This is a genomic window from Streptomyces sp. NPDC060027, assembly GCF_042737005.1.
In the GTDB taxonomy this organism is placed as follows: domain Bacteria; phylum Actinomycetota; class Actinomycetes; order Streptomycetales; family Streptomycetaceae; genus Streptomyces.
Genome location: NZ_JBHWVI010000092.1, coordinates 1 through 24379 on the forward strand (window position 1 = coordinate 1; position 24379 = coordinate 24379).

The 24379-nt window shown below is 70.2% G+C and carries 26 protein-coding genes; 8 read left to right on the forward strand and 18 right to left on the reverse strand.

What is annotated here, in order from left to right:
• Positions 1 to 119 precede the first annotated feature (119 nt).
• The 4 genes from ACFWBT_RS22645 to ACFWBT_RS22660 all read right to left on the reverse strand — a co-directional run bounded on the left by ACFWBT_RS22645 (position 120) and on the right by ACFWBT_RS22660 (position 6247).
• Positions 120 to 1655, reverse strand: a complete 1536-nt coding sequence (locus tag ACFWBT_RS22645; protein ID WP_385703120.1) for a M12 family metallo-peptidase — start codon at positions 1653 to 1655, stop codon at positions 120 to 122.
• Positions 1656 to 1890: 235 nt separating this feature from the next.
• Positions 1891 to 3060, reverse strand: a complete 1170-nt coding sequence (locus ACFWBT_RS22650; RefSeq protein WP_385703187.1) for an acyltransferase — start codon at positions 3058 to 3060, stop codon at positions 1891 to 1893.
• A 387-nt stretch (positions 3061 to 3447) separates the two neighbouring features.
• Complete coding sequence (locus ACFWBT_RS22655) at positions 3448 to 5820, reverse strand: bifunctional polysaccharide deacetylase/glycosyltransferase family 2 protein (RefSeq protein WP_385703122.1); 2373 nt, start codon at positions 5818 to 5820, stop codon at positions 3448 to 3450.
• Between the two features lie 19 nt (positions 5821 to 5839).
• A complete protein-coding gene (locus ACFWBT_RS22660) occupies positions 5840 to 6247 on the reverse strand; it encodes a hypothetical protein (RefSeq protein WP_385703125.1) in 408 nt (135 codons plus the stop codon).
• A gap of 318 nt (positions 6248 to 6565) precedes the next feature.
• Here ACFWBT_RS22660 and ACFWBT_RS22665 point away from each other — a divergent pair, with 318 nt between their 5' ends.
• A complete protein-coding gene (locus tag ACFWBT_RS22665; protein ID WP_385703128.1) occupies positions 6566 to 7603 on the forward strand; it encodes a chitinase in 1038 nt (345 codons plus the stop codon).
• A 20-nt stretch (positions 7604 to 7623) separates the two neighbouring features.
• On the opposite strand, the gene ACFWBT_RS22670 is transcribed toward ACFWBT_RS22665, so the two are convergent.
• The 6 genes from ACFWBT_RS22670 to ACFWBT_RS22695 form a co-directional block, all read right to left on the reverse strand.
• On the reverse strand, positions 7624 to 8223 hold the full coding sequence (locus ACFWBT_RS22670; protein WP_385703131.1) for a hypothetical protein: 600 nt from the start codon (positions 8221 to 8223) through the stop codon (positions 7624 to 7626).
• Between the two features lie 7 nt (positions 8224 to 8230).
• A complete protein-coding gene (gene mqnC, locus ACFWBT_RS22675; protein ID WP_385703134.1) occupies positions 8231 to 9445 on the reverse strand; it encodes a cyclic dehypoxanthinyl futalosine synthase in 1215 nt (404 codons plus the stop codon).
• Between the two features lie 72 nt (positions 9446 to 9517).
• Positions 9518 to 10255 (reverse strand): prepilin peptidase, encoded by a 738-nt coding sequence (locus ACFWBT_RS22680; RefSeq protein ID WP_385703137.1) that lies wholly within the window; start codon positions 10253 to 10255, stop codon positions 9518 to 9520.
• 186 nt (positions 10256 to 10441) lie between these two features.
• Positions 10442 to 13471, reverse strand: coding sequence for a BTAD domain-containing putative transcriptional regulator (locus ACFWBT_RS22685; protein WP_385703139.1), 3030 nt, complete (start codon positions 13469 to 13471; stop codon positions 10442 to 10444).
• 294 nt (positions 13472 to 13765) lie between these two features.
• Entirely contained in the window at positions 13766 to 14029 is a 264-nt protein-coding gene (locus ACFWBT_RS22690; protein WP_385703142.1) for a hypothetical protein, read from the reverse strand.
• Positions 14030 to 14189: 160 nt separating this feature from the next.
• Positions 14190 to 14591, reverse strand: coding sequence for an ATP-binding protein (locus tag ACFWBT_RS22695; RefSeq protein WP_385703145.1), 402 nt, complete (start codon positions 14589 to 14591; stop codon positions 14190 to 14192).
• 230 nt (positions 14592 to 14821) lie between these two features.
• Between ACFWBT_RS22695 and ACFWBT_RS22700 the strand changes: the two genes are divergently transcribed.
• The 7 genes from ACFWBT_RS22700 to ACFWBT_RS22730 all read left to right on the forward strand — a co-directional run bounded on the left by ACFWBT_RS22700 (position 14822) and on the right by ACFWBT_RS22730 (position 18506).
• Positions 14822 to 15673: a Scr1 family TA system antitoxin-like transcriptional regulator gene (locus ACFWBT_RS22700; RefSeq protein WP_385703147.1), complete on the forward strand. Its 852-nt coding sequence runs from the start codon at positions 14822 to 14824 to the stop codon at positions 15671 to 15673.
• Between the two features lie 7 nt (positions 15674 to 15680).
• Complete coding sequence (locus ACFWBT_RS22705; RefSeq protein WP_385703149.1) at positions 15681 to 15884, forward strand: DUF397 domain-containing protein; 204 nt, start codon at positions 15681 to 15683, stop codon at positions 15882 to 15884.
• 24 nt (positions 15885 to 15908) lie between these two features.
• The gene (locus ACFWBT_RS22710; RefSeq protein WP_385703152.1) at positions 15909 to 16052 is read left to right on the forward strand and encodes a hypothetical protein; all 144 of its coding nucleotides are present in this window, start codon (positions 15909 to 15911) and stop codon (positions 16050 to 16052) included.
• A gap of 34 nt (positions 16053 to 16086) precedes the next feature.
• The gene (locus ACFWBT_RS22715) at positions 16087 to 16416 is read left to right on the forward strand and encodes a hypothetical protein (protein ID WP_266761533.1); all 330 of its coding nucleotides are present in this window, start codon (positions 16087 to 16089) and stop codon (positions 16414 to 16416) included.
• Between the two features lie 72 nt (positions 16417 to 16488).
• Positions 16489 to 17193 carry a hypothetical protein gene (locus tag ACFWBT_RS22720; protein WP_385703155.1) on the forward strand — a complete coding sequence of 235 codons (705 nt, stop codon included), beginning with the start codon at positions 16489 to 16491 and terminating at the stop codon, positions 17191 to 17193.
• Positions 17193 to 17609, forward strand: coding sequence for a DUF4279 domain-containing protein (locus ACFWBT_RS22725; protein WP_385703157.1), 417 nt, complete (start codon positions 17193 to 17195; stop codon positions 17607 to 17609). The genes ACFWBT_RS22720 and ACFWBT_RS22725 overlap by 1 nt, the downstream gene beginning before the upstream one ends.
• A 9-nt stretch (positions 17610 to 17618) precedes the next feature.
• Complete coding sequence (locus ACFWBT_RS22730; protein ID WP_385703160.1) at positions 17619 to 18506, forward strand: DUF4279 domain-containing protein; 888 nt, start codon at positions 17619 to 17621, stop codon at positions 18504 to 18506.
• Positions 18507 to 18557: 51 nt separating this feature from the next.
• Here ACFWBT_RS22730 and ACFWBT_RS22735 read toward each other — a convergent pair whose 3' ends face one another.
• From ACFWBT_RS22735 to ACFWBT_RS22770, 8 genes are all read right to left on the reverse strand, one after another.
• A complete protein-coding gene (locus tag ACFWBT_RS22735; protein WP_385703163.1) occupies positions 18558 to 19025 on the reverse strand; it encodes a pilus assembly protein TadG-related protein in 468 nt (155 codons plus the stop codon).
• Positions 19022 to 19465 carry a TadE/TadG family type IV pilus assembly protein gene (locus ACFWBT_RS22740; protein WP_385703166.1) on the reverse strand — a complete coding sequence of 148 codons (444 nt, stop codon included), beginning with the start codon at positions 19463 to 19465 and terminating at the stop codon, positions 19022 to 19024. Before ACFWBT_RS22740 ends, ACFWBT_RS22735 begins: the two co-directional genes overlap by 4 nt.
• Complete coding sequence (locus tag ACFWBT_RS22745) at positions 19465 to 19842, reverse strand: TadE family protein (RefSeq protein ID WP_266761507.1); 378 nt, start codon at positions 19840 to 19842, stop codon at positions 19465 to 19467. The genes ACFWBT_RS22740 and ACFWBT_RS22745 overlap by 1 nt, the downstream gene beginning before the upstream one ends.
• Positions 19843 to 19935: 93 nt before the next feature.
• Positions 19936 to 20187 carry a hypothetical protein gene (locus ACFWBT_RS22750; protein WP_266761505.1) on the reverse strand — a complete coding sequence of 84 codons (252 nt, stop codon included), beginning with the start codon at positions 20185 to 20187 and terminating at the stop codon, positions 19936 to 19938.
• Between the two features lie 61 nt (positions 20188 to 20248).
• Positions 20249 to 21172, reverse strand: coding sequence for a type II secretion system F family protein (locus ACFWBT_RS22755; protein WP_385703169.1), 924 nt, complete (start codon positions 21170 to 21172; stop codon positions 20249 to 20251).
• Positions 21169 to 22098, reverse strand: a complete 930-nt coding sequence (locus ACFWBT_RS22760) for a type II secretion system F family protein (protein WP_385703190.1) — start codon at positions 22096 to 22098, stop codon at positions 21169 to 21171. Before ACFWBT_RS22760 ends, ACFWBT_RS22755 begins: the two co-directional genes overlap by 4 nt.
• A gap of 95 nt (positions 22099 to 22193) precedes the next feature.
• A complete protein-coding gene (locus ACFWBT_RS22765) occupies positions 22194 to 23504 on the reverse strand; it encodes a CpaF family protein (RefSeq protein ID WP_266761501.1) in 1311 nt (436 codons plus the stop codon).
• Positions 23501 to 24361, reverse strand: coding sequence for a hypothetical protein (locus ACFWBT_RS22770; RefSeq protein WP_385703172.1), 861 nt, complete (start codon positions 24359 to 24361; stop codon positions 23501 to 23503). Before ACFWBT_RS22770 ends, ACFWBT_RS22765 begins: the two co-directional genes overlap by 4 nt.
• Between the last annotated feature and the right edge of the window lie 18 nt (positions 24362 to 24379).

Sequence of the window (24379 nt, forward strand, 5' to 3'; positions counted from 1 at the left end):
GACAGACCCGCTCCCCTGAACCACGGGGGCGGGTGCGGCGCTGTCCGACGCTCCGGTGTCCGCCGTCGGGCGGGCGGGCTCCTGCAGCCGGCCCGACGGGCTCTGCCGCGGGCCGGGTCCTACCGCGCAGTCTCCGGGATCTCGGTGAACAGCGCGGTCAGGGTGTGGTTGGCGTCCATGGTGATCGTGTAGTTGAGCGTGGTGTCGGCCTGGAGCACACCGTCGACCTGCCAGCCGCTGAACTGGAAGCCGGGGCTCGGCTCGGCGGTGACGGTGACCTGCGTACCGGGGTCGTACGGGCCGTACTCGCTCGGCCTGAGGCTGCCTCCGGCGACGGGGCTGGAGGCCATGGTGAGGGAGTGCCGGTTGGTGACCAGGGAGTTCCGATAGCCCGCCAGATACTCGGCGGCCCTCGTCGCGTTGGCGGCGTTGTTGTTGTTCTCGTCGCCGAGTGCCTGGCCGTTGAGCAGGTTGGCGGTGTTGGAGTACTGGTTGACGACCGCGCACGCCAGGGTGCAGGCGCTGGAGTAGGCCATGATCGTGTGGTGCCGCTGGTCGGCGGTGACCCAGCCGTAGTTGTCGGTGCCCACGGGAGTCGTGCCGCCCTGGGCCACCACCGTCTTGCGGTCGTGCTTGAGACCGAAGTTGTGGCCGATCTCGTGCGCGAGGTTCTCCCACGCCGTGATGGAGAAGGCGCTGGTGACCGAGAAGGCGTTGTTGCTGGTGGTCGGGCCCGCCGGGGTGGGCAGGTTGGCCTGCCCGGAGCTGTCCTCCGCGGGGATGGCGGCGATGAGGGCCACCAGGTCGGCGCCGAAAGCGGTCCGCTGGACGGCGGCCGTGGCACCGAGGGTCAGGTTCGTGGGGTTGCTGATCATGCTCAGCAGGGTTCCGGCGTTCTCACGGGCGACGCCGGTCGCCTGGGTCTCGTAGGTGTTGACGACATGCACGCTGGCCGGCACGTAGCTGGTCGCGAGTGCCCTGTTGAGCTGGTTCACGCCGTAACTGATCCGGCTCTGGACCGCCGCGACCGAACCGAGTTCGGTGACGGTGGCCGGGGTGTAGGCGACGACGATGTCGATGGCCGCGGGGTTGTCGGGGGTGGCGATCCGCAGACCCGGCTTGTGCGGCTTGACCGCCCTGGTCGGCGGCGCGGTCACGGTGTCGACGCCCTGGCCGCTCGGGGGCAGCTTCAGGGCATCGATCTCCTGGAGCAGGTACTTGCCCGGCCGCTTGGCCAGCGGCTTGTACAGATACTGGCGGAAGCCCGCCTCGATCTCGCCGGAAAGGGTGACCGGCCCGGCCGTGCACGCCCCGATGACGGACACGGAGATCGTGTTCTCCGGATGTCTCGGGTCGTGGCCGGACCAGAACACGGTGCCGTTCGGTTCCAGGCGTCTGAAGTCCTCGATCGCCTTGAAGCCCTTGCCGTGCTCGAAGAGCGGGAAGGTGCGGCGCTCGGGTACCCCGTCCTTCGGCTTGCGGCACAGCGAATGGAAGTCCTTGGGATTCGCACGCATCACGGCGCTGCGCTTCACCCAGGGCTCGCGGTCGTGCCCGCCGCCGGCTCCGGCGGCGGCAGGTGTGTTCATGGCCAGTGACAGGGCGGCGGCGAGGGCGGTCGCCGCGGTGGAGGCGGCGAGCAGGGAACGACGCATGGGGTACGTCAGCCTCTCTGTGGGGAATTTCGCCTCATGTTCCGTAACCAAGATCGCGCGAGCTCGTTGTAAGCGTGCTCGCACGGCCACCCGTGGAGAGGTTCACCCGGTTACCGGCACGGACATGCCCAGGTGGCGGCGCTGATCAACCGCACGGTCGCAGGCCACGCGAACCCCCTGACCCAGCCCCGCGACACCGCCGGGCCGGGTCCGCGACCCGCCCTCGGAGCGGACGTCACGGCAGCAGTCTCGGCTTCTTGCGCGCGGCCACGTCCTCGACCCAGCCGAACAGCGGGATCGCGATCCAGATCAGCACCCAGCCGATGCCGAACATGAACCACTGGCTCTCCAGCGGCAGCCATTTCTCGAAGGCGGGCACGTTCCAGAACCGGTCGATCACCGGGACGGCCAGGATCAGCGCGATCTCGTGCCAGAGGTAGATCGTCACCGCCCGCCCGTTGAAGATCGTCACGATGCGGTCGAGTCGCTTGAAGCGGGCCAGCCAGGCGAAGTCGACGTCGTAGTACGCCTTGAAGTACATCAGCAGCGTCACGAAGCCCGCCGACCAGAAGGTCTGCGCGAGGGGGATCTCGTCGAGGTCGTAGGTGCCGAACTCCGCCTGGTGCGCGAGGGCGTACCAGCCGCCGTACGCGAGGGCGGCGAGCGACGCGAGGACCACTGCACCCGGCTTCAGCCGCTGGAGCACCCCTTCGCGGTGCGCGAAGCCGACGAGCCAGCAGAACAGGTAGGTGGCGAGGTCCGTGAGAGCGCTGCCGAAGCGGTCGTACGGCGGCTGCCAGCCGTACTGGAAGACCACGACCGGGACGAGGGAGAGGAGCAGGACCGGAATCGGGGCCCTGCGGAAGATCTTCAGGAGCAGGGGGGAGAGCAGCACGAACCAGAGGTACGTCCGCAGGTACCAGAGGATCTCCCAGGCCTGGACGCCCCACTCGTTGCCCGGCGGGTCGCCGACCGGGACGATCCAGAACACGATCTGCCAGCCCGGCATCCAGCCGTGGATCATCATCGCGACCACGACGAAGAGGCCCCAGAACCAGAACGGCGGCAGCAGGCGCCGCATCCGGCTTCGGACCACCTTGACCGCGGGGCGTTCCAGGGACTTGGCCATCAGCGTTCCGGCGAGCGCGAACATCACGCCCATCGACGGGAAGACCAGGCCCGCCCAGGCCCAGCCGAAGGTGTGGTAGCTGACGACACGGATCAGGGCGACGGCGCGGAGGGCGTCGAAGTAGCGGTCGCGGCCCCCCGCTCGCGCCTTCGGGGCCGGCTCGGTGGGCTTCTCGGGAGGGGAGCCCTGCGAGGCGGCCTCCGCGTCGGCCGAAGGCTCGTCGTGAGCCGGGGCCGGAGAAGGAGAGGGCCGGTGCGGGGAGGGGTCGGCCGGCACCGGTGCCTGCGGTGCCGTCGTCGAGAGGGCTCCCGGTTCCTCGGAGACGTACGGCCACTGCTCCTCGTACGGCCACTGCTCCTCGTACGGCGCGGGCTGACCGTACGGCACGGACTGCCCGTACGGCGGCTGTGGCTGTGGCTGTGGCTGTGGCTGTGTGTACCCGGCGCCATAGCCCTGGCCGTACGTCTCGTCGTACCCCTGGCTGTACGCCTCGCCGTATGACTCGCCGGGCTGCTGCGGATACCCCTGCCCGTACGGCCGAGGAGGCGTCTGCCGCCCGTGCGTCTGGCCGTACCCGTGGCCTCCTTGGTCGTACCCTTGCGGCCCCTGCCCTTGCCCCTGCCCTTGCTGCCCCTGCCCCTGCTGATCCGCGCCCCAGCTCATCTAGCTCACTCCTGCCGGGGTTCCGACCTCGCCGGTGCGCTTGAGCTTCTGCCAGCGGAGGCGGCCGCCGGTCAGGGCCGTGACGCAGGAGTGGATCAGAACCAGATACATCATCTGGCGGTACGCGAGTTGCTGCAGCGGCAGCATCGCGAGGTACCGGTACCTCTCCCGGTCGAGACGGAACGCGTAGGCGGCGCAGACCAGTTGGACCGCGAGAACGGCCAGCCAGGCGAGCAGCGCGGCCTGGAAGTCCACGAAGATCATCGAGTAGGCGGTGAACACGTCGATGAGGGGCGCGAAGACCGGTGTGACGATCTGGAACAGGACCACCAGCGGCATGCCCACGCGGCCGAAGCGGCCCGAAGGCCCCTTGTCCGTCAGGGACTTGCGGTGCTTCCACAGGGCCTGCATGGTGCCGTAGCTCCAGCGGTAGCGCTGCGACCACAGCTGCTTGAGCGAACCGGGCGCCTCCGTCCAGGCTTTGGCGTGCTCCTGGTAGACGACCCGCCACCCCGCGCGATGCATGGCGATGGTGATGTCGGTGTCCTCGGCGAGCGTGTCCTCGCTCATGCCGCCGACCTCCAGCACCGCGTCCCGGCGGAACGCGCCGATCGCGCCGGGGATGGTGGGCATGCAGCGCAGCAGGTCGTACATGCGGCGGTCGAGGTTGAAGCCCATCACGTACTCGATGTGCTGCCAGGCACCGATCATCGTGTCGCGGTTGCCGACCTTGGCGTTGCCCGCGACGGCCCCGATCTCCGGGTCGGCGAAGGGCTGCACGAGCTGGTGCACGGCGTCCGGCTCGAAGACGGTGTCGCCGTCCATCATCACGACGATGTCGTACCGCGCGTTGCGGACACCGTTGTTGAGGGCGGCCGGCTTGCCCGCGTTCTCCTGCCGGATGACGCGGACGTTCGGCATGCCGAGCGACTCGGCGATCTCGGACGTGTTGTCCTCGGAACCGTCGTCGACCACGATGATCTCGATCGGATGCGTGCTCTTCGCCAGCGATCTCAGGGTGTTGGCGATGCATTCCTTCTCGTTGTACGCGGGCACGATCACGGTCACCGGCCGGGTGACCGTCGGCCCCCAGCTGAACTTTCCGCCCCTGCCGCGTCTGCGGTTGCGCTGCCGGTAGTGGCGGCGGGCGAGAATCAGCATCATCCCGAACCGGCCCATGACGGCGACGCCGACGACCACGAGGAACCAGGACAGCGCCGGTACGACCCATTCGGCGACCGCCACGGCGTAGACGAGTGCCTTGCCCTCGTAGAGGGTCGCGCCGGTGGCCTTCCGCTGCGCGGCCTGCGCGGCTGCGCTCGCGGCGGTACCGGCCGAACCGGGGCCCGCCTGCTGCCCGTTCGCCTGCCCACCGCCGGTCTGCCCGCCGCTCGCCTGCCCGCCGCCCGTCTGCCCGCCGCCCGTCTGCTGACCGGGAGGCAGGGTCGACCCGGTGGCTCCTCCGGTGCCGTGCGCCTGGGCCGCGGCCTGGTTCAGCTTGGCCTGGGCACCGCTGACGGTGGTGAAGGTGTAGCCCTTCGCCTTCATCTTCTTGATGTAGACGCCGAGCGCCTCGACCGTCTGCGAGCGGTCACCGCCCGCGTCGTGCATGAGGACGATGGCGCCCTCGTTCTTCTTCGGCGTCGCCCACTTGACGATCTTCGAGACACCGGGCTTCTTCCAGTCGTCGCTGTCGGTGTCGACGAAGACGCTGGTGTAGCCGAGGCTGCCGAGCTCCTTGTAGACGGGCCAGCTGTAGTTGTCGACGGCGTTGATCTCCGACGAGTACGGGGCGCGGAACAGCGTGGTGGTGACGCCGGCGGCCCCCGCGAGGGCCAACTGCGTCTGCTTCAGCTCACGTTGGAGGCGCGTGGTGCTCTGGTAGGAGAGGTCGACGTGGGTGAAGGTGTGGATGCCGACCTCGTTGCCCTGGTCCACCAGGGTCTTCACCACGTCCGGGTAGCGGGAGACCATCGAACCGACCACGAAGAAGGTGGCCTCGACGTCGTTCTTCTCGAGGACTTCGAGGACCTCGGGCGTCCAGCTCGCGGTCGGCCCGTCGTCGAAGGTCAGCACGATCGTCTTCTTCGGCACGGACTGCGTCGTCGCGGTGCCGTTGTCGAAGGTCAGGATGGGCCCGCCGTCGAGGATCTTCTCGGGGACCTTGTCGTAGGCCGCGCCGTCGCGCACCCGCGCGTCGTTGCCGATCTCGGAGCGCAGATAGCCGTCGAGCAGCATCACGCTGGTGAGCGCCAGCAGGAGCAGCAGGGCGAGGATGACGCGTGGTTTCTGCAGCGCCGCGGCCTTGCCGGCCGCCCGCTCCATCGTGGAGGGGGCGCGCCGACGGCCGCGCGCGGGCGTCGTCGTAGTCATGAGGGTGAGTGCGTCCCCGTCAGTTGGCGCCGGTGGAGGCGGACGCCCCGGCGGTTGTCGTGGGAGCGGAGGAGGGCGCGGACCCGGTGGGCGGACCCGAGGGCGGGGTGCCGGTCGGTGCGCCGCTGGGGGCGATGCCGCCCGGCTGTATCCCGTTGCCCCCGCCGGGTGCGGAACCGGCCTGGCCACCGTCGAAGGGGAGGAGCGAGGACGGCGTCAGCGAGGTGCCCCAGCCCATGAAGGCCATGCCGAGCACGACGGCGTAGCCGAGGCAGACGATGCCGACGAGCGTGCCGATTCTGCGCAGCATGCGGGCGCGGCGCCCGGAGTTGTCAACGAACACGGGGCCGTCCACGGCCCCGCTGCCGCGTTTGCGGCGGCGGCCACGCACCGGGGCATGGTTTTCGATGGCGGACTCGGATTGCATTCCCCAGACATTAGGACGCCTCTATGTGGCAGAAACTCTGCTTTCCGTGTGAGCAGCCCATGAGAGATGCCTCAACCTGTATTTTCTCTATGAGATTCAAGGACCATCCTCGCAGCTCAAGCCCGATGGATTTGGAAGATTTGCACCATGCAAAAGTCCGGATCATCCCCTTTGCCGGCACTTTCCCCCGCGACTCCCCTGCATGATCTCCATTCGGTATTCGGGTCCGGATGTGACACATTTCCAGTCGGGGAGCGACCGTTTGTTTCCGACCTGAGACAGAAATCACGAGAAATCACGAGAGCGGGTGCGTGCGCAATGAGGAATTTCCTGAAGCCGGCCGCAGGGGTCGTCTGCCTGGTGGCCCTGGCCTGTGCGGGGTGCTCCTCGGGCGGCGACGACGCCTCGGACGGGGCGTCCGCGCCGCCCGGACGGTCGGCCGCGGCACCGTCACCGAGCCCGAGCGCGTCGGACTCGTCGGCCACCTCGTACGCCCCGTACGTGAGCGCCACGACCGCCTCCGCCACCGACTCGGCGGGGTCGCCGACCGCCTACAACCTGGCCTTCGTGATCTCCGACGGCAACGACTGCACGCCGAGCTGGAACGGGACGTACGCCATCGGTGACACGGCCGTGCAGTCCCGGATATCGGCGCTCAAGAAGTCCGGCGCGAGCGTGCGGGTGTCGTTCGGCGGCGCGTCCGGCAAGGAGCTGGCGTCGACGTGCGACAGCGCGAGCGAGCTCGCGGCGGCCTACGGCGCGGCGCTGGACGCGGCCGGCTCCACCCAGGCCGATTTCGACGTCGAGGGCGACCAGTTGACCGACTCCGACTCGGTCGCGCTGCGCTCCGAGGCGATCGGGCTGCTCCAGAAGGAACGCACCGATCTGACGGTGTCCTTCACCCTGCCCGTCATGCCCTCCGGTCTCGACGACGACGGCCTGGCGCTCCTGGAGTCCGCCAACGACCATTCCGTGAAGGTCTCCACGGTCAACATCATGACCATGAACTACGGGAGTTCGTACGCCGACGACATGGGCGACTACGCGGTCACGTCCGCCGAGGCGGCCCACGACCAGCTGAAGGACGTGTTCGGGCTGTCGGACGCGAACGCCTGGCAGGGGCTCGCGCTCACCTCGATGATCGGCGTCAACGACGTCGACAACGAGACGTTCGGCCTCTCGGACGCGGCGCAGGTACGGGAGTTCGCCGAGAAGAAGGGCGTGGCCTGGGTGTCGATGTGGTCGACGTTCCGGGACCAGCAGTGCGGCGACGGCGACAACACCGACGACGCGGCGACCGACTGCAGCGGCGTGAAGCAGAGTTCGGGGGCGTTCGCGAAGGCGTTCGCGGGCTGAGCCGGCGACACGTGCCGCGATCAGCGGCCGCGGTACACCAGCCGCCCGCCGATCACGGTCGCCACGCAGGTCCCCGCACCACGCCGGACCAGTTCGGCACGGTCGGCCACGTCGAACACGGCGAACCGGGCGGGACCGCCCGGCACGAGACCCGGCAGCAGGATCAGCGGAGTCGGCGACAGCGCGGCCGGACCCGCGAGCCGGTCCGGCCGCCGTCCCACCGCGAGGCCGACCCTGCGCACCGCGTCGGCCACGGCCCGCGACCGCAGCTCCCCGGCCACCGCCACCGTGCCGTGCGCCAGCATCCGCTGGATCCCGCGCCGCGCGCTCGCGCCGACGCGTGCGGGATCGGCGCGGAAGATCCGCTTGGCCCGCTCCCCGCCGATGGGTTCGGTGCCGAAGCCGTCGGCCTCGCGCGGGTCCGGGTGGTACATGGCTTCCAGGAGCTCCGGGCCGTACGGGTTGAGCAGTCCCGGCGTCAGAATGCCGGGCCAGCGCCGCACCCTCGCGCTCGGGTGGGCGGCGGCCAGTTCCTCGTACGGGCCGACGGCGGCGACGGCTGCCCCGTCGACCAGGACCGAGGTCCCGGTCGACTGCTCGGCTACGTGAAGTGTCAGCACGGCGTGGCTAGTTGGAGGCCAGCAGCTTCAGCTCGGGGTGAGCCGTGCCGCCCGCGATCGCCGTCGAGGAGATGTGGGACATGACGCGCTCGTCGACCGGGTCGTTCGCCGGGTCGACGTGGACGAGGATGTGCTCGTACGTCGTGGTCCGCTGGGCCGGGACGCGGCCCGCCTTGCGGATCAGGTCGATGATCTCCATGCGGTTGGAGCGGTGCCTGGCACCGGCGGAGGAGACGACGTTCTCCTCCAGCATGATCGAGCCGAGGTCGTCCGCGCCGTAGTGCAGGGAGAGCTGGCCGACCTCCTTGCCGGTGGTCAGCCAGGAGCCCTGGATGTGGGCGACGTTGTCGAGGAACAGGCGGGCGATCGCGATCATCCGCAGGTACTCGAAGAGCGTCGCCTGCGTACGGCCCTTGAGGTGGTTGTTCTCGGGCTGGTAGGTGTACGGGATGAAGGCGCGGAAGCCGCCCGTCCGGTCCTGTACGTCACGGATCATCCGCAGGTGCTCGATGCGCTCGGCGTTGGTCTCACCGGTACCCATGAGCATGGTGGACGTCGACTCGACGCCCAGCCCGTGCGCGATCTCCATGATCTCCAGCCACCGCTCGCCGGACTCCTTGAGCGGGGCGATCGCCTTGCGCGGCCGGGCGGGAAGCAGCTCGGCGCCGGCGCCGGCGAACGAGTCGAGACCGGCCGCGTGGATGCGCTGGATGGCCTCCTCGACCGTCACCTTGGAGATCCGGGCCATGTGCTCGACCTCGGACGCGCCGAGGGAGTGGATGACCAGCTCGGGGTACGCGCCCTTGATCGCGGCGAAGTGCTTCTCGTAGTACTCGACGCCGTAGTCCGGGTGGTGTCCGCCCTGGAACATGATCTGCGTCCCGCCGAGCTCGACGGTCTCCGCGCAGCGGCGCAGGATGTCGTCGAGGTCGCGCGTCCAGCCCTTGGCGGTGTCCTTGGGGGCGGCGTAGAACGCGCAGAACTTGCACGCCGTGACGCACACGTTCGTGTAGTTGATGTTCCGCTCGATGATGTACGTCGCGATGTGCTCGGTACCCGCGTACCTGCGGCGGCGTACGGCGTCGGCGGCGGCGCCGAGCGCGTGCAGCGGGGCGTCGCGGTAGAGGACGAGCGCCTCTTCCGGGGTGATCCGCCCACCCTCCGCGGCACGGTCGAGGACGGCTGTGACATCAAAAGACGTAAGGTCGGCCTTCTCGGTCACCGGGAGCGTCCCTTTCGTAAGGGTTGTGGACAGACCCAACCACCCTACGCCAGCTCGTCGCGGCGACCGACGTCAGGCCGCGTAAGCCCCGATCAGGAGCCCCACGTACGCCCCCGCGATCAGGAACGGGCCGAACGGGATCGACGTCTTGCGCCCCGCGCGCCGCGCGATCACCAGGACCACCCCGTAGAGCGCGCCGAACAGGAAGCCCGCGAAGGTCCCCAGGAACACCACGCTCCACCCGTACCAGCCGAGCACCGCCCCGAGGCCGAGCGCCAGTTTCACATCGCCGAAGCCCATGCCGTTCGGGTTGATGAGGAAGAGCACGAAGTACGCGCCTGCGAGCGCGAGCGCCCCGAACAGCGCCGTCAGCCACTCCCCCGCGTGCTCGGGCAGGGCGGCGGCCACCCCGAGCAGCGCGAGCGCCGCCACCGCGAGCGGCAGGGTCAGCGCGTCCGGCAGCCGCTGCACCCGGAAGTCCACCACGGCGAGCAGGACGCCGAGCGGGGCGAGCAGCAGCCAGGCGCCCAGTTCCGGACGCGTACCGGTCGCGAGGGCGAGCCCGGCGCAGACCAGGGCGGTGGCCGGCGGGACGAGGAGGGTGCCGGGGCCGTACCAGGAACCGCCCGGCGACCTGGCGAGCCCGAGCCACCCGCGCGCGACCCCGGTGATCGGCTGCCCGTCGGGGCAGCGGTCGCGCCACGGCTCGTCCGGCTCGACGGCGAGGCGGTACGCGGGCCGGGGCACCAGCAGCCCGGCCGCCGCGCCCCAGAGCGCGGCGACGACGACGAGCCAGAGGTCGAGATCCACGCGTTCCCCCAGGAAGAATCCGTTACGACGGCCACGGCGACGCCGGCATCGGCCTCGACCGTTCAGCCCCGGCCGTTTCGCCCACCCGTTTCGCCCACCTCTTGCGCCCCACCCGTTTCGCCCCCGCCTCAGCCGTTCAGCCGCGGCGCGGGGCGATCGCGTCGTCGGGGCCGGGGCCGCCGTGGCTCATCCCACCGCGGTGGCGCCGCTCCGCCAGGCCGGCAGCAGCTCGTCGAGCAGGGCCTCCGTGCGGGGCGGCAGTCCCCGTGCCCCGCTGCGGGCGACCAGATCGGCGGCGAGCCGCTTCAACCGGTCGTTGTCCCCCGTCGCCTGCGTCGCGCGCAGCAGCTCGTTCCACAGCCGCTCGTCCGCCGGTGCCGAGTTCATCGAGGCGTTCAGCGCTTCGATCGCCTTCTCCGCCCGGTCCTTCTCCAGATGGAACGCGGACAGGGCGAGCCCGATGTCCGCGACGAGCAGCGGCAGTTGGGCGTCGATGATCTCGTGGGTGAGCCAGCCGTAGCGCCCCTGCGGACGGTCTGCGAGCAGCGGACCCCGGACGAGGACGAGCGCGTCGGTGAGCAACCGCCCGCGCACCACACGGCTGTTGACGCCCTTGCCCTGCGTCGCCTCGTGGTAGAGCGAGCGCAGCACGTCCAGGTCGGAGACGACGGACTTGGCCAGCGTGAGCCGCCCGGTCGCGTCGGTGCCGAGGCGGGGTGTGCCGTCGGCGTCGTTGCCGAGCCAGCCGTGCAACCGCTCGACGAGCGCGTCGCGCACGTCGTCGGTGACGCCGCGCGGCCACAGCGCGGAGGACAGCACGCGCGGGTGCACCCCTTCGCGGTGCAGCAGGAGCAGTGCCAGCGCCTCGTGCAGCAGCGGGCTGCGTTCGCCGTCCGGCGTCTCCAGACCGATGATCTCGTACGGGCCCACGAGCCGCGCGTACACGGCGGGCCGCCCCTGCTCGCTGATGTCGACGAGGAACGGCGGGGAGTTCGTCGGCCCGTCGGGCCCGCGATCCGGGTCCGCCTCGACGAAGAGCTCCACGACCGCCCGCTGCTGCGCGACCGGCAGCATCTGCGCGTCGAGTTCGAGGCCGAGCAGCGGCGCGAGCAGCTTGCCCTGGTCGGTGATCTCCATCTCCCAGGCGGCTCCGGGCAGATCGCCGGACTCGGTGCCGACGAGGTAGCCGATTCCCAACCGGCTCGCTTCGGAGGCGAGTTCGGCGAGCTTGACGGCGTCCTCGGCGGACGGTTCGACGGCGAGGAGGACGAGGTGCGGGGCCCAACGGGTGTGCTGGGCGGGCCCCGTGCGGCCGGTGAGCACGGAGTCGTGTCCGGCCGCGCCGAGGGCGCCGCGCCGCTGCCGCGTCTCGGCCTCCATGGTCTCGACGAGCGCTTCGACGTCGTCGAGGTGGCGCAGCCGGTTGGGCGCGAGCGGTGTCAGGTCCTCGCCGAAGCCGACGAGCGTGATCGTCATGCGGTCGGACCAGCCGTTGGTGGCCAGTTCCGCGGCGACGGAGGCGAAGACACCCGCGCGGTCGGCCGCGCTCCCGCTCAGGGAGACGATGCCGGGCACGGCCTCCAGGTTGAGCAGCAGCCGCGAGTCGTCCATGGTGCCGAGGCTGACGAGGCCCGGGTACGGGGCGGCGGTGTCGACCTCCTCGTACCGCTCGGCGTCCGCCCGCGCCAGCATCCAGAACGTCTGGTCCTGCCCGAGCTGCCACGGCGTGGGCGGCTTCCCGGCCGGCTGGGCGAGCTGGAGGTGCAGATCGCCGTTGCCGCCGAGCCAGGCCGCGTAGACGGTGGGCAGGGGGCGCGACTCGTCCGCGAGCGCGGCCGCGAGTCCGCGCAGCGACAGGTCGAGAAGGCGTACGCCCTCGGGGTCGGCGCCGACGAGCAGCGCGTCCTGGGCGTCCGCGGCGGACCCGGTCGGAACCGGCGGCTCCATGCCGCGCCGTCCGCCGACCGCGCCGAGAGCCGACTGCCACAGGGCCTGGCGGCGGCGCCGGCCGAGGGCGCCGAGGAGCCCGGCGGCGAGAAGGGGGGCGCCGACGAGGGTCTCGGGCAGCCCGAAGGAGAAGCCGCTCTCCTCGGAGGCCGTCTGCGAGGTCTGTTCGTTCCGCGCGTGCGGTGCGGCTTCGGCGGGTGCGCGTTCGGCCCCCCGGCCGCTGTCGCCGCCGGGCCGCTGCCGGGGCACGTGGATGTGCGCGGTGTCCCGGTCGCCCTGGTCGGCCCGCCGACCGCCGTCGGCGCCCTGCTTGCCGCCGCCCTGCTGGTGGTCGCCGGTCCTCGCGTAGTCGTGGATCTGCCCCTGGACCTGCTCCGAGACCTCGGGGGTCGCGTCGGGCATCTCGACGAGCTCGCCGCCGTGGGCGTCGCCGGGCATCTCCATGATCCAGCCGGGCCGGATGAGGCTGGCCTCGGACAGCTTGGACCCGTCGGGCTGCGTACGGTCCTTGTTGAGCTGGTAGATCTCCTTGTACCGGCGCCCGTCACCGAGGTGCCGCTGCGCGATCTCCCAGAGCGAGTCGTGATGCCGGCCCTCGGGGGGCTGGATCCGGTAGTACTTCGTGTCGCCGTGCTCGGCGGAGCCGCCGCTGTCCGCCTGGGACGCCGCGTCGGCGGCCGCGTCGGCGGCCTGCTCGGCGACCGCGGCCGCGGCACCGGCGGCCGCCTGCTCCCGCTGCTGCCCGAACAGCCCGCCCGGGGTCTGCTGGGCGGCGGCGACGGAGCCGTGCTGGTTGCCCTCCAGGCTCTGGCCGAGCTGCGAGAGGCCCGGCGTGAAGCTCGCGGCGGCGGCGCCGACGAGCAGGACCGCCGCGACGAGCTGACGGGCCAGCAACTGGCTCGCCCCGGCGCCCGGTACCCGGTTGGGCAGCCCGACGCCCGACAGCGCGGCCTTCACCTCGACGAGCACACACGCGGTGAACTGCGCCCACGCGAACCACACGATGACCGTCAGCACGCGGATGAACGTGCCGACGGTGATCTCCTGCTGGAGCCAGTCCCAGTGGGGCGCTCCGTGCGGCAGCGGCCACCCCACGCTGACGACCAGCGCGCCAGGCACGCCGACGAGCAGCACCAGCAGGGCGACGAAGGCCCCGAACGCCTTCACGAAGTCACCGAACGTCCGGCGACGCCGGGGCAGGGGCTGCGGCGTCCGATTCCTCGGACCCGGCGAACCGCCCGTCGAACTGGAAGTGGTGCGTCGCGCCATGGCGGGTGTCCTGGGGTCGTTTGGGGAGGGCGTGAGGTCAGGGGTGAACCGAGCCTACTGAGAGTTTACGGAGGGCGTCGAAGGCCGGGCAGGGGGCCACGGGAAGCGGCCGTCCGTTTCGTCACCAACCGCCCCGTAAACCCGAGTTGCCGCCTCGCCCGGCCCCCCTCGCCACCCCGCGACCTTCACGCTCCCGCAACCACACCGCCACGGCCCTCACGCTCTCCGCACAAACGCCCCGTTCACACCCTGAGATCCGCAACGTGCCCCTGGAGACTTCCTTCCGCGTACGGTTCAGGTCACGTCGTCGGCGAACAGACCCTCCGCGGTCCTCGCGTTCACCGCACGCCTCTCCCAGGTCTCGAGCTGCTCGAGGTCGGTGCTCGCGTGGACGCGCTCACGGACCGCGCCCGAGACGGGGATGTCGCGCCACTCGAGGATGCGCAGCGTCATCTCGGCATGAGACTCGGCCCGGCCCTCTTCCCGGCCTTCCTCTCGGCCCTCCTCCCGCACCTGCTCAGCCACCGGGTGCCGGAAGAAGTAGTGGATCGCGGCCATCAGGTCCCTCCAGATCTGCTTCGCCTGGATCGACCAGGCACGAGTGGTACGTCCCGCTCGGCCTCTCGTTCGTCCGCAATCACCGGAACGTTGTCCTGCTCCAGGACGAGCGGCCGTACGGTCAGCGAATGCCGCCCGGGCAGTCCGACGCGATCAACGACTACGCCGCGGCCAGGTCACACCACACGTACTTGCCGCTGTCGCCGCCCTGTCGCAGGGGATGCCAGCCCCAGTCGTCGGCGCAGGCCCGGACGAGGACGAGACCCCGGCCCACCTCCGCGTCGGGGGCCGCCACCAGATCGTGCGGCGGCGGCACCGGGCTCGCGTCCCAGGCACCGATCCGCAGCACCCCGTCCCGCCAGTGCAGCCGCAGGGCGGCGGGCCCCTTCGTGTGCCGTACGGCGTTGGAGACCAGCTCCGCCGCCAGCAGCTCGGCCACGTCCACGAGGCGGATCAGCCCGTGCAGGGTCAGGATCAGACGGACAGTGCGGCGGCAGACGGTCACCGCACGGTCGTCCTGGGGGATGTGCAGCACGTAGGTCCAGGGTTCGGTTTCGGGCATGCGTGAACTCCGTTCGTGAGATGAGGAGTCGACCGAGCTCGGCGGCGCCGGGCGGTGGCAGTGCCACAGCCGTCACGGCAGGACGGAGTGGTGCGCTTCCGGACCCTCGAAGTACCGCAGAGTGTTCTTTACGTCACCGAACGTAGACCTACTTATTAAGGTTTCACAAGCCGGTCCCGTAATCTGACCCCGAACGAGTCGCGCCCGCAGGCGCGTTGAGAGGGGACCCGATGGCATTGAGGCGCGACGCAACGGCACGTCAGACGCGCCTGGCGGTCGAACTGCGCAGACTCCGCGAGGTGGCAGGGCTCGCGTCTCGCGAGGCGGCGACCCTGCTCGAAGTGAACCCAGCTCAGATCAGCCAGATCGAGGCGGGTCTCGCGGGTGTCAGCGAGAAGCGGCTGCGCCGCCTCGCGGCCCACTACGTCTGCACGAACGAGGCGTTCGTGGACGCCCTGGTCGCCATGGCGACCGACCGGACGCACGGATGGTGGGAGCAGTACCGCGGCTTGCTGCCCACACCCTTTCTCGACCTCGCCGAACTGGAGCACCACGCCACGTTTCTCCGGGAAGCCCAGTTCCTGCACATCCCGGGCCTCCTCCAGACCGAGGACTATGCTCGCTCGGTGTTCTCGTACCGAGTGCCGGAACTCCCGTACGGCGAGATCGAGTTGCGCGTCCGGCACCGCATGCAGCGCAAGCTGATACTCGAAGGCCCCACCCCTACGCGGTACGACGGGGTCGTCCACGAGGCGGCGCTGCGCATCATGGTCGGTGACCGCGCAACCTCACGGGCCCAGCTCACCCACCTGCTCGAACTCTCCGAAGCCGACCACATCACCGTGCGAGTCATCCCCTTCGACCTCGAAGGGTTCGGCGGCGCCACGAGCGCCATGGCCTACGCGGGAGGCCTCGTACCGAAGCTGGACACCGTCGTACGCGACGCACCCCAAGGCGCCGCCTTCATCGACGCCGAGGACCAACTCGACGCCTATCGAACACTTTTCCGTAAAGTGGAGGATGTGTCGCTGGGGACCGCCCGGTCTCGCGAATTCATCCACAGGTTGGCGAAGGAGCTGTGAGACGCCCATGAGCACCCCCGGCAACTGGCAGAAGTCGTCCTATTCGGGCCCCGGTGACGGCGACTCCTGCGTCGAACTCGCCTCCACCCAAGCCACCCTGCACCTCCGCGAGTCCGACGACCCCGCCACGGTCCTCTCCACCAACCCCGCCCCCGTGGGCCACCTCCTCCAGGCCATACGCAGCGGAACGGTCACCGCACCCCGGTCGTAACACCCCTTCACCCGTACCCTTCGTATGGCGCTGGCCCAGACGTGCATCCCGGTCCCGGGAACCACCGAACAGGTCGTTCTCGTCTCCGGAGCCAGTCCGGTGCTGGACCTGGCCGAGGCGTTCCACGGCATCTTCGACGCGGTGACCAGCACCTTCCGCTTCGCATGACCGAAACTTCAGAGCTCCAGGAGGAGGAACCGACATGGGCGGTGGCGGCAAGAGCGACCTCGCGCTCCCGCTGAGCGAGCTGGAGGACTACGGCGGGCGGCTGCGGGACATCAAGACCCGGCTGAACCACACCAAGAAGCTCTTCGAGTCCTTCAAGGACGACCTCGGGGACCACACCGTCTACGACGCCCTGGACGACTTCGAGTCCGGCTGGGAGGACGGCCGCGAGGACATCGGCCAGGCCCTCGACGCCCTCGCCGAGATGTCCGAGGCCGTCGTCCGCGAGTTCAAGAAGCTCGACGACAAGCTGGCCAAGGACGTCTCCGAGGGAGTGAAGACGGAGAAGAAGGGCGGGGAGAAGTAGCCCGACGGCGGCCAGGGCATCCCGCCCCCCTCGCCCCCTCGCCCCGAGGAGCTGACCGCTGGCAGGAGATCCATGCACGACGTCAACTGCTGCCAGATCTGCGGCACGCCGGCCCCTCCGGTCGATGGCTGGTGCGGAGAGGTCATCGGATACCGGCTCATTCCGGATCTGTGGGCCGCCTCGCCCTCCTACCTCGACGGCAATCTCCACTTCTCCTGCCTGGAGGAATCCGACGAACGCGCCGCATTCCACGGCGAGTTCCTTCGGTTCGTGCAGGCGGGACACGAAGAGGTCGACAGCCTGGACGGGACCGGGACCCTCCCACCGCTCACGCGGATGGGCCTGGGAATGTTTCCCGTCTTCTCGGGCGACGAGTGCGACATCTTCCAGAGCCAGGTGTCCGACCGCTGGATGGTGGTGAAGAAGTGCGGCCCGTGGCTCGGCCTCGGTCTCCCCCAACTCCGGGCCATCGGCGAGGGAACGCTTCCGGTCTCACCGTCCGACGTGACCCGCTATCGCCTCCCCATCGATCTCGGCGACCAGGTCGGCACCTGCGGCCTTTCCGATCTGTTGAGATCCCTCGGAGTGGCGCATCGGTATGCCGACGCGGCCGACCTGGCCCGGGTGGAATACCGTTTCGTCGACTACTACGCGCCGAAACGGCTCCTCGACTACGTCGCCGCGACACCCCTTCCGCTTCCCGAGGAAGCCACCGCTTTCCTTGCCGCCTACGCAAAGACGTACAGCCCCGTCACCTTCGACGACGAGGGCGCCTGATGGAGTACACGCACAGTGAAGGCCCGCGGGTCGAAACTGCCGTGAAGCTCGTCGTCCGGAAGCCGGACCTGGACGCGGAACTCGTTTCCCGGGCGCTCTCCTTGCCTCCGACGTCGGTTCGGCAACCGGGAAGCGATCGCCAGGGTCCGGAATCGTCTCAAGACGGCCTCTGGACACTCCAGGTCCACGACAGAATGCCAGGGGGAATCAGCGATCAGCTCCGGACCCTCTTGGACATGGTGGAACCCCGTTCTTCCGCACTGACCCGACTGGCCGCCCAGGGATACGGCATCCACATCGACCTCTTCGGTTTCGTCGGCCGCGGTGCCACGTTCGTGCTGCCCCCCGAGGTCGTCCAGAGGGCGGCCGCCCTCCGCGTTCCCGTCACGGTCACGACCAGCGTCAGCGATCGGTGAGGAGCCGCCGTGGAACTGTTCGCTTCATGGGGAACGCCCCAAGCCGCGCTTCTCATCACCGGGCGGAACCTGAAACCGCGCGAGATCACCGCCGAGTTGGGCATCGCGCCCACCTTGTCCAGGGAGCCGACGGCCGGTTCGTCATTTCGCCCCGGCGAGGGATGCTGGGCGATCCAGGTGACCGGTGAGCCTCACCAGGGCTTCGACGGAGTGATCGACGAACTCATCGACCTCATCTCCCCGTCCCTGAAGGAGATCCAGGACGTCCGTCACCGGGGACACGTCGTTCGGCTGGACCTGAGCGGCCACGTGCAGCGAGGGTCCCGGACCTTCCTCTCCCCTCACGCACTGGCGCGAGCGGCCCAGTTGGAGCTGCCGGTGTCCCTCACGACGGACGCCGATCCTCCCACTCGATCGGAGGAGCTCCTGGACTGGCTGCCGGTCCCGGACGGATCGCACCGGGATCAGCCCCGAGGGCAGGAACGCGACCGAGGGGCTCAGGCGGTTCGCCCCGCGGGGTTCTTCTCCGAACTCGCCCCGGGGTGGGGACTCCCTCTGGAGGGACCCCTGCGGGACTCCGTGAAGGCGACGGGAGAACCGGACGAGGCGGAGATCATCGCCTATCTCCGACATGGTGCCGGAATCTGGAGCGAGATGAGCGCGGGACCCGACGTCCTGGACCCGGAGGCTCCTGACCTGTCCGGCATCGGTTCGCTCTACACGGACGGAACCTGGCTGTGGCGCCAGGACCTCCCCTACTACCTCGGCAAGTACCACGTCTCCCTGCCCCCGGATTTCGTCACGCACATCAGGAAGGCCCACCACCGGGTTCCGGAAGTGCCGGAGATACGGCTGCTGGAGATCCTGACGCGGGATCTCGGGATCGACATGGACTGAGCGGCGTCCGGCCGGGGGCCACGCGAAGACGATCGCCCCCAGGCACCGGCCTCAGCCCACCTCGTTCTCCGCCACCGCACTGCCGTGGACGGTCACGTCGCCGCCGTAGAACATGCCGATGAAGACCGGCGAGTAGGTCAGCTGGACCTCGACCTCGACCTGTTCGGCGTCGGCGGTCACGCAGTGGGTGGCGGCGATGTCGGCGCCGGACATGCCCATCTCGCGGGCGAACGCCTTGACGCGGGCGCCGCAGTTCTCGAAGTTGATGGGCGCGGGGCCGTTCTCGTTCTCGTAGAGCGAGTCGAGATCTATGTCCTGCGCCGCGAAACGGGCCGCCTGTTCGGCGATGTCGGCGGCGCGCTCCCGCTTGGAGATGGACATACCGCCGTCGATGACGAAGGCCGAGAGCGACAGGAAGACGAGCGCGAAGATGATGACCGCGCCGGCACCCGAACCGCGGTCGTCGAGACGCGCGCGGCGTGCCGCGATCCGGCCGCGTACCGCGGAGAGCGGCTTCACGCCGTCCTCCGGAACGGGTCGAGCGGGGAGCTGAAGCTTGCCTCCAGGGTGGTGGGGACGTCGAGGCCGAGCATCGCGAGGCCCCGTACCTCGCAGCTCACCTCGACGGTGAAGAGCGTGTCCGGTTCGAAGCCCGCGCTGGTCTGTGTCACGGTCACCGGGCCCGAGCAGACATCCGCGAGGTCGGCCTCGGCCGCCTTCCTCGCCTCGGCGATGGCGGTCGCGTGGTCCTTCTGGATCGAGCCCGCGCGCGCCGCGTCCCGGGCGGCGCCGTCCAACGCGCCGCGCCCGTCGACCAGTTGCCCGAAGGCCACCAGCACCAGAATGAAGAGGATCATCACGGGGGCGAGGATCACCACCTCGATCGTGGACAGCCCCCGGTCGCGCCGGCGGCCGGACATCCGCTGACGGAGGACGGTGAACAGGGCCTCTGCTCGCATCAGTTCTCCTCCTCCACGAACCGCTCCACCGGTCCCGACGACTGCGCGTGCACCGTCAGGTCCAGGCCCGGGAAGACAGAGGGGACCCTCGCCGTGATCTCGACGCCCACGGTGTTCTGCTCCGGCTGGAGCAGCGTCACGTCCGGGGACAGCACCAGCTGCGGGCCGAGCTGGCGGATGTAACTGTCGACGACGTCACGCGCCTCGCCGCGCCAGGCGCCGGGCTGCGCGTCGGCCGTGGCGCGGGCCTTGCGGGCGCCGGCCTGGGCCGCCGCCTGGGCCACATGGTCCGCGAAGAAGTACAGCGCGAACTGCACCGTCGCGAAGATCATGAAGAAGAGCACCGGAGTGAGCAGCACGAACTCGATCGCGGTCATGCCGGAGTCGCCGCGGGCGGAGGCTGCCTCCACCCTGCGGCGCACCCAGCGACGTACACCTCGACGTGCTCGCACCCGTATCCCCGTATGAAATCAGCAGGTCTTGCCCGCGTCGGTGCCCCTGATGCAGTCACCGACCTTGTTGGCGCCGTCGCTCAGCGCCGCGTTGATGATCGCGGCGACCACGCCGACGATGGCGACGACGACGGCGGAGATGATGACCCACTCGACCGCGGACGCACCCCGGTCGAGTTCGCCGGAGCGGGCACGCTGCACCCGCCCCTGGAGGAAGGTGATCAGGAAGTCCACCCCCGGGATCCCGGTGCTGAAGTTCCGTCCGTTCATGGTGAGTTGTCCTCTCGAAGGATAGTGGTGGGATGCGTGTCGCTTCGGGCATCGCGGATGCTCAGACCTGGAACACGCGCATCGCCGCCGGGAAGATCAGGAAGACCAGGAAGCCCGCGCACAGCAGCAGTTGGGCGACCAGCATCGACTGCGACTTCTCGCCCGCGCTGCCCTCGATCTCGGAGAGCTCGCGGTGGCGCATCGTCTCGGCGCGCGAGGCGAGCGACTCGCGCACCTTGGCGCCGTCGTCCGCGACCAGCGCCAGGGAGGCGGACAGATCCTTGAGCTCCTCGACGCCCAGCTCCTCGCCGAGCGAACCGAGCGCCTGCCACTGGCTGATGCCGGTGATACGGGCGTCGGCGAGCGCGTTGCGGATGCGCTGCGTGGCCCAGCCGTCGGAGATCTCGGCGGCGGCCATCAGCGCCTCGGGCAGACCCCGGCCGCCCGCCAGACTCATCGACACCAGGTCCAGATACGCGCCGATCACCCGCCGCAGGTCGCGCCGCTTGTCCACCGCGTCCCGCCGGACCTCCACATCGGGGAGGAAGAAGAACACGACCGCGAAGAGCAGCGCCAGCCAGACCGGGATGATCGGGCTGCGGCCGACGCCGAGCGTCCAGACGACGGCGAAGAGGAGCGGGCCGAAGAAGACACCGGCCGCGGCCAGCAGCACCTTCGTCGCGAGGAACCTCTCCCAGCTCCGGTCCAGAACCGCCAGATCGGCCCGGAGCGACCGCAGCTCCCAGCCCTGCTGGAGATAGAAGTCGGCGACGCGCGTGCCCACTTGGGCGCGCAGGCTGCCGAGCCGCCCGGTGTCCTGCTGCCCGTGGTGGGCGGACTCGTACGCCGCCCCGCGCGCCCGCATCGCGTCGATGCGCGCGACCTGCGCGACAGCGCTGCGCCTCGACGGCATGAGCGCGCGGACGAGGGCGTAGACGCCCAGGCCCAGGACGGCGCCGATCACGATCGGCATGGTCAGGTTCATCGGCGTACCGCCTCATCACCAGGAACCGGCGTACGGGGGCGCACGAACTGCACGGACGACTCGTCCCGGACCAGGAACCGCTCCGGAGTCTCGATCGTGGACAGCTTGCGCAGCCACCAGAATCCGAGGGCGAACAGCCCGCACACACAGGCGAGTACGAGCTGACCGACCGCCGTGCCGTACGGCTCGACGAACTCGCGGTTGAAGATCGACAGCCCGAGGACGAAGGCGATGGAGACCGCGACGACGATCTGCACGGAGCGCCGGGTCGAGGCGCGCTGGGCCATCACGCGCTGCCGCATGTCGACCTCCTCGCGCGCCGACTTGGCCAGGGCGCCCAGCACTTGACGCAGACCGGGGCCGCGGAGGCGAGCGTTGAGGATGAGCGCGGCCACGATGATGTCCGCGGAGGCGTCGTCGATCTCGTCGGCCAGGTGCTGCAGGGCCTCGGGCAGCGGCGTGCGGGAACGCAGCCGGTCCACCAGCGCGTCGAGATGCGGCCGCAGCACGGGAGCCGAGGCGCGCGCCGAGGCGGGGATGGCCTGCTCCAGGCCGACCGCGCCCGCGATGGTGTCCCGCAGCGACTCGGTCCAGGACGCCAGCGCCTCCACGCGGCGCATCGCGGCCCGCTCCTCCGAGGCGCCGCCGAAGAGCTTGTCCCAGAAGAAGACGAGGATGCCGGCCGCGATACCGGCGACGGCCCAGCGGGTCAGGAGGAGGACGACGAGACCCGCGATCGCGGCGATCGAGCCGCGCTGTCCGGCGAAGCGGAGCAGTTCGCCGGCGCGTTCGCTCGCCTTCTGCTTCTCGTGCTCGGGTTTGGCGGGCAGTCCGCGTACGGCGACCGTGAGCAGCGCGAGGCCACCGCCGACGGCGACACCGCACGCGAGCGCGTACAGCACGGTCGTGGAGAACAGCCCGCCCATGGAACCGAGCGAGTCGAGCGCCGCGAGCGAGGTCGTGCCCGGCGTCGCGGGCGTCATGTCCGGCATCACGGGCGTCATGTCCTGGGTCATCGTCATCACCAATTCCCGCTGCCGGGCAGCCGGTAGCCCTGCGCGACGAGATCGTCGAGGCAGGCGATGGGCGCGTGCGGGACGATCCGGCCGTCCGGGGCCTCGGCGAACACCTCGCTGGACAGCACACGCCCGTCGACGCCGTTGACCTCGCGCACGGAGGTCACCATGCGCTGGAGGCGGCCACCGGACTCGTACTCGTTGCGGCGCTGGATGAAGACGACGAAGTTCACCGCGCCCGCGATGAGCATCTGGCTGGCCTCGATGGGCAGTCGCTCGGTCGCCTGGAGCGCGTACGTGGAAATGCGGTTGAAGACCTCGCTGGAGCTGTTCGCGTGGATCGTGGAGAGCGAGCCGTCGTTGCCCTGCGACATCGCGTTGAGCATCGTCACGATCTCGTCGCCGAGGACCTCGCCGACGATGACGCGGGAGGGATTCATACGGAGCGACCGACGGACCAACTCGGCCATGGTGATGGCACCTTGGCCCTCCGAGTTGGGCAGGCGCTCCTCGAAGGCCACCACGTTCGGGTGCAGGTCGGCGAAGGTGTCGAGGCCGAGTTCCAGGGCGCGTTCGACGGTGACGAGCCGCTCGTGCGTCGGAATCTCGTTGGCGAGGGCGCGCAGCAGCGTCGTCTTGCCCGCGTTGGTGGCTCCCGCGATCATGATGTTCTTGCGGGCCCGTACGGCGCAGGCCAGGAAGTGGGCGACCTCGGGGGTCAGGGTGCCGTTGCCCACCAGGTCGGACATGAAGACCTTGCCCATGCGCGCCCGGCGGATCGACAGGGCAGGCCGGCGGGTCACGTCCATGACGGCGGAGAGCCGGGAACCGTCCGGCAGCCGCAGGTCGAGCTGCGGGTTGGCGGAGTCGAAGGGCCGGGACGACAGACCCGAGTACGCGCCGAGAACCTGGATCAGCTCGACGAGTTCCTCGTCGTTCTCGGCGACGGAGTCCCCCTTCGTCTCCCGGCCGTCCGCGTAGCCGATGAAGACCTGGTCGTACCCGTTGATGTCGATGTTCTCGACTTCCGGGTCGTCCAGCAGCGGCTGGAGCCGGCCGACGCCGAAGAGCGCGGCGTGCACGGCGGCCGCGTACTGCTCCTCGGTCTCCGCGTCGAGCGGGGTCCGGCCGAGGTTGATCTCGGTGCGGGCGTGGTCCTCGAGTATCTGCGCGATGACGGCGCGGGCGTAGTGCCGCTCGTCCTCGCTCGACATCGGGGTGACGCCGCGGACCTGGTCCTCGCGACGCTGCTCGGCGATACGGTCACCGGCGTCCTGCCGGAACCGCTTGACCAACTGGTGGTCGACGGCGGTCATCGGCCGGCTCCGGCAGCGGGCTGCCCGTGCACCCCGTGGGGTCCGTCGGCGGGTACGGACCAGGCGGCGCCGTACTGCTGGTACAGATCCGCGGCCACCTTGCGGGCCGAGCGGATCAGCAGCGACTTGTCGAGGCGGCCGCGCCTGCGTCCGGCCAACTGGTCGGCGCCCGCGCGGTCGTCGGCGAGCGTGCCCACGACGCGGGCACCGGTCTGGGCCGCCACGAGCATGTCGTTGACCTGGTGGACGAGCTTGGCGGAGTCGCCCGGGTCGGCGATGAGGATGACGCCGATGAACGGTGTGGCGAGACCGGCGGCGCCGCGCGGGCCGCCGTGCAGCTTGGCGGAGAGCGCGGCGGCCCGGTCGCGGACGCGCGCGATGGCCTCGGGTTCGGTACGGGCGAGCAGCAGCACCAGGGCGGCGTGCGGGAAGAGTTCGACGGCCGGGGTGTCCCCGCTGATGCGCCCGCAGTCGGCGATGACGTCGGCGGGCGCGTTCGGGGAGTCGGCGAGCTGCGCGAACGCCCGGCCCAGGGTGGGCCAGAGTCCGGCGAGACCGGCGGCCTGCTCGGCCATCCCGAGCCCGACGAGGACTTCGAGTCCGCCGCTCAACGGCTGGACGTGGTCCCAGAGTTGGTCGGGCACGAGTCCGCGGCGGGCGGTCGCAGCAATCGACAGCATGCCGGTGTTGGGGTTCAGCGGGCCACCGTGGGCCGCCGCGCTGCGGTACACGAGGTCGCCGCCCGCCGGGTCGGTCTCGGCGAGCAGGACCCTGCGGGGCCAGACCGCCGAGAGTGCCACGGCGGCGGTGGTGACTCCGGGGGAACCCTTGTCTGCGGCGAGGGCGATGAGCGCCATGTCTGTCTACTCACTCGC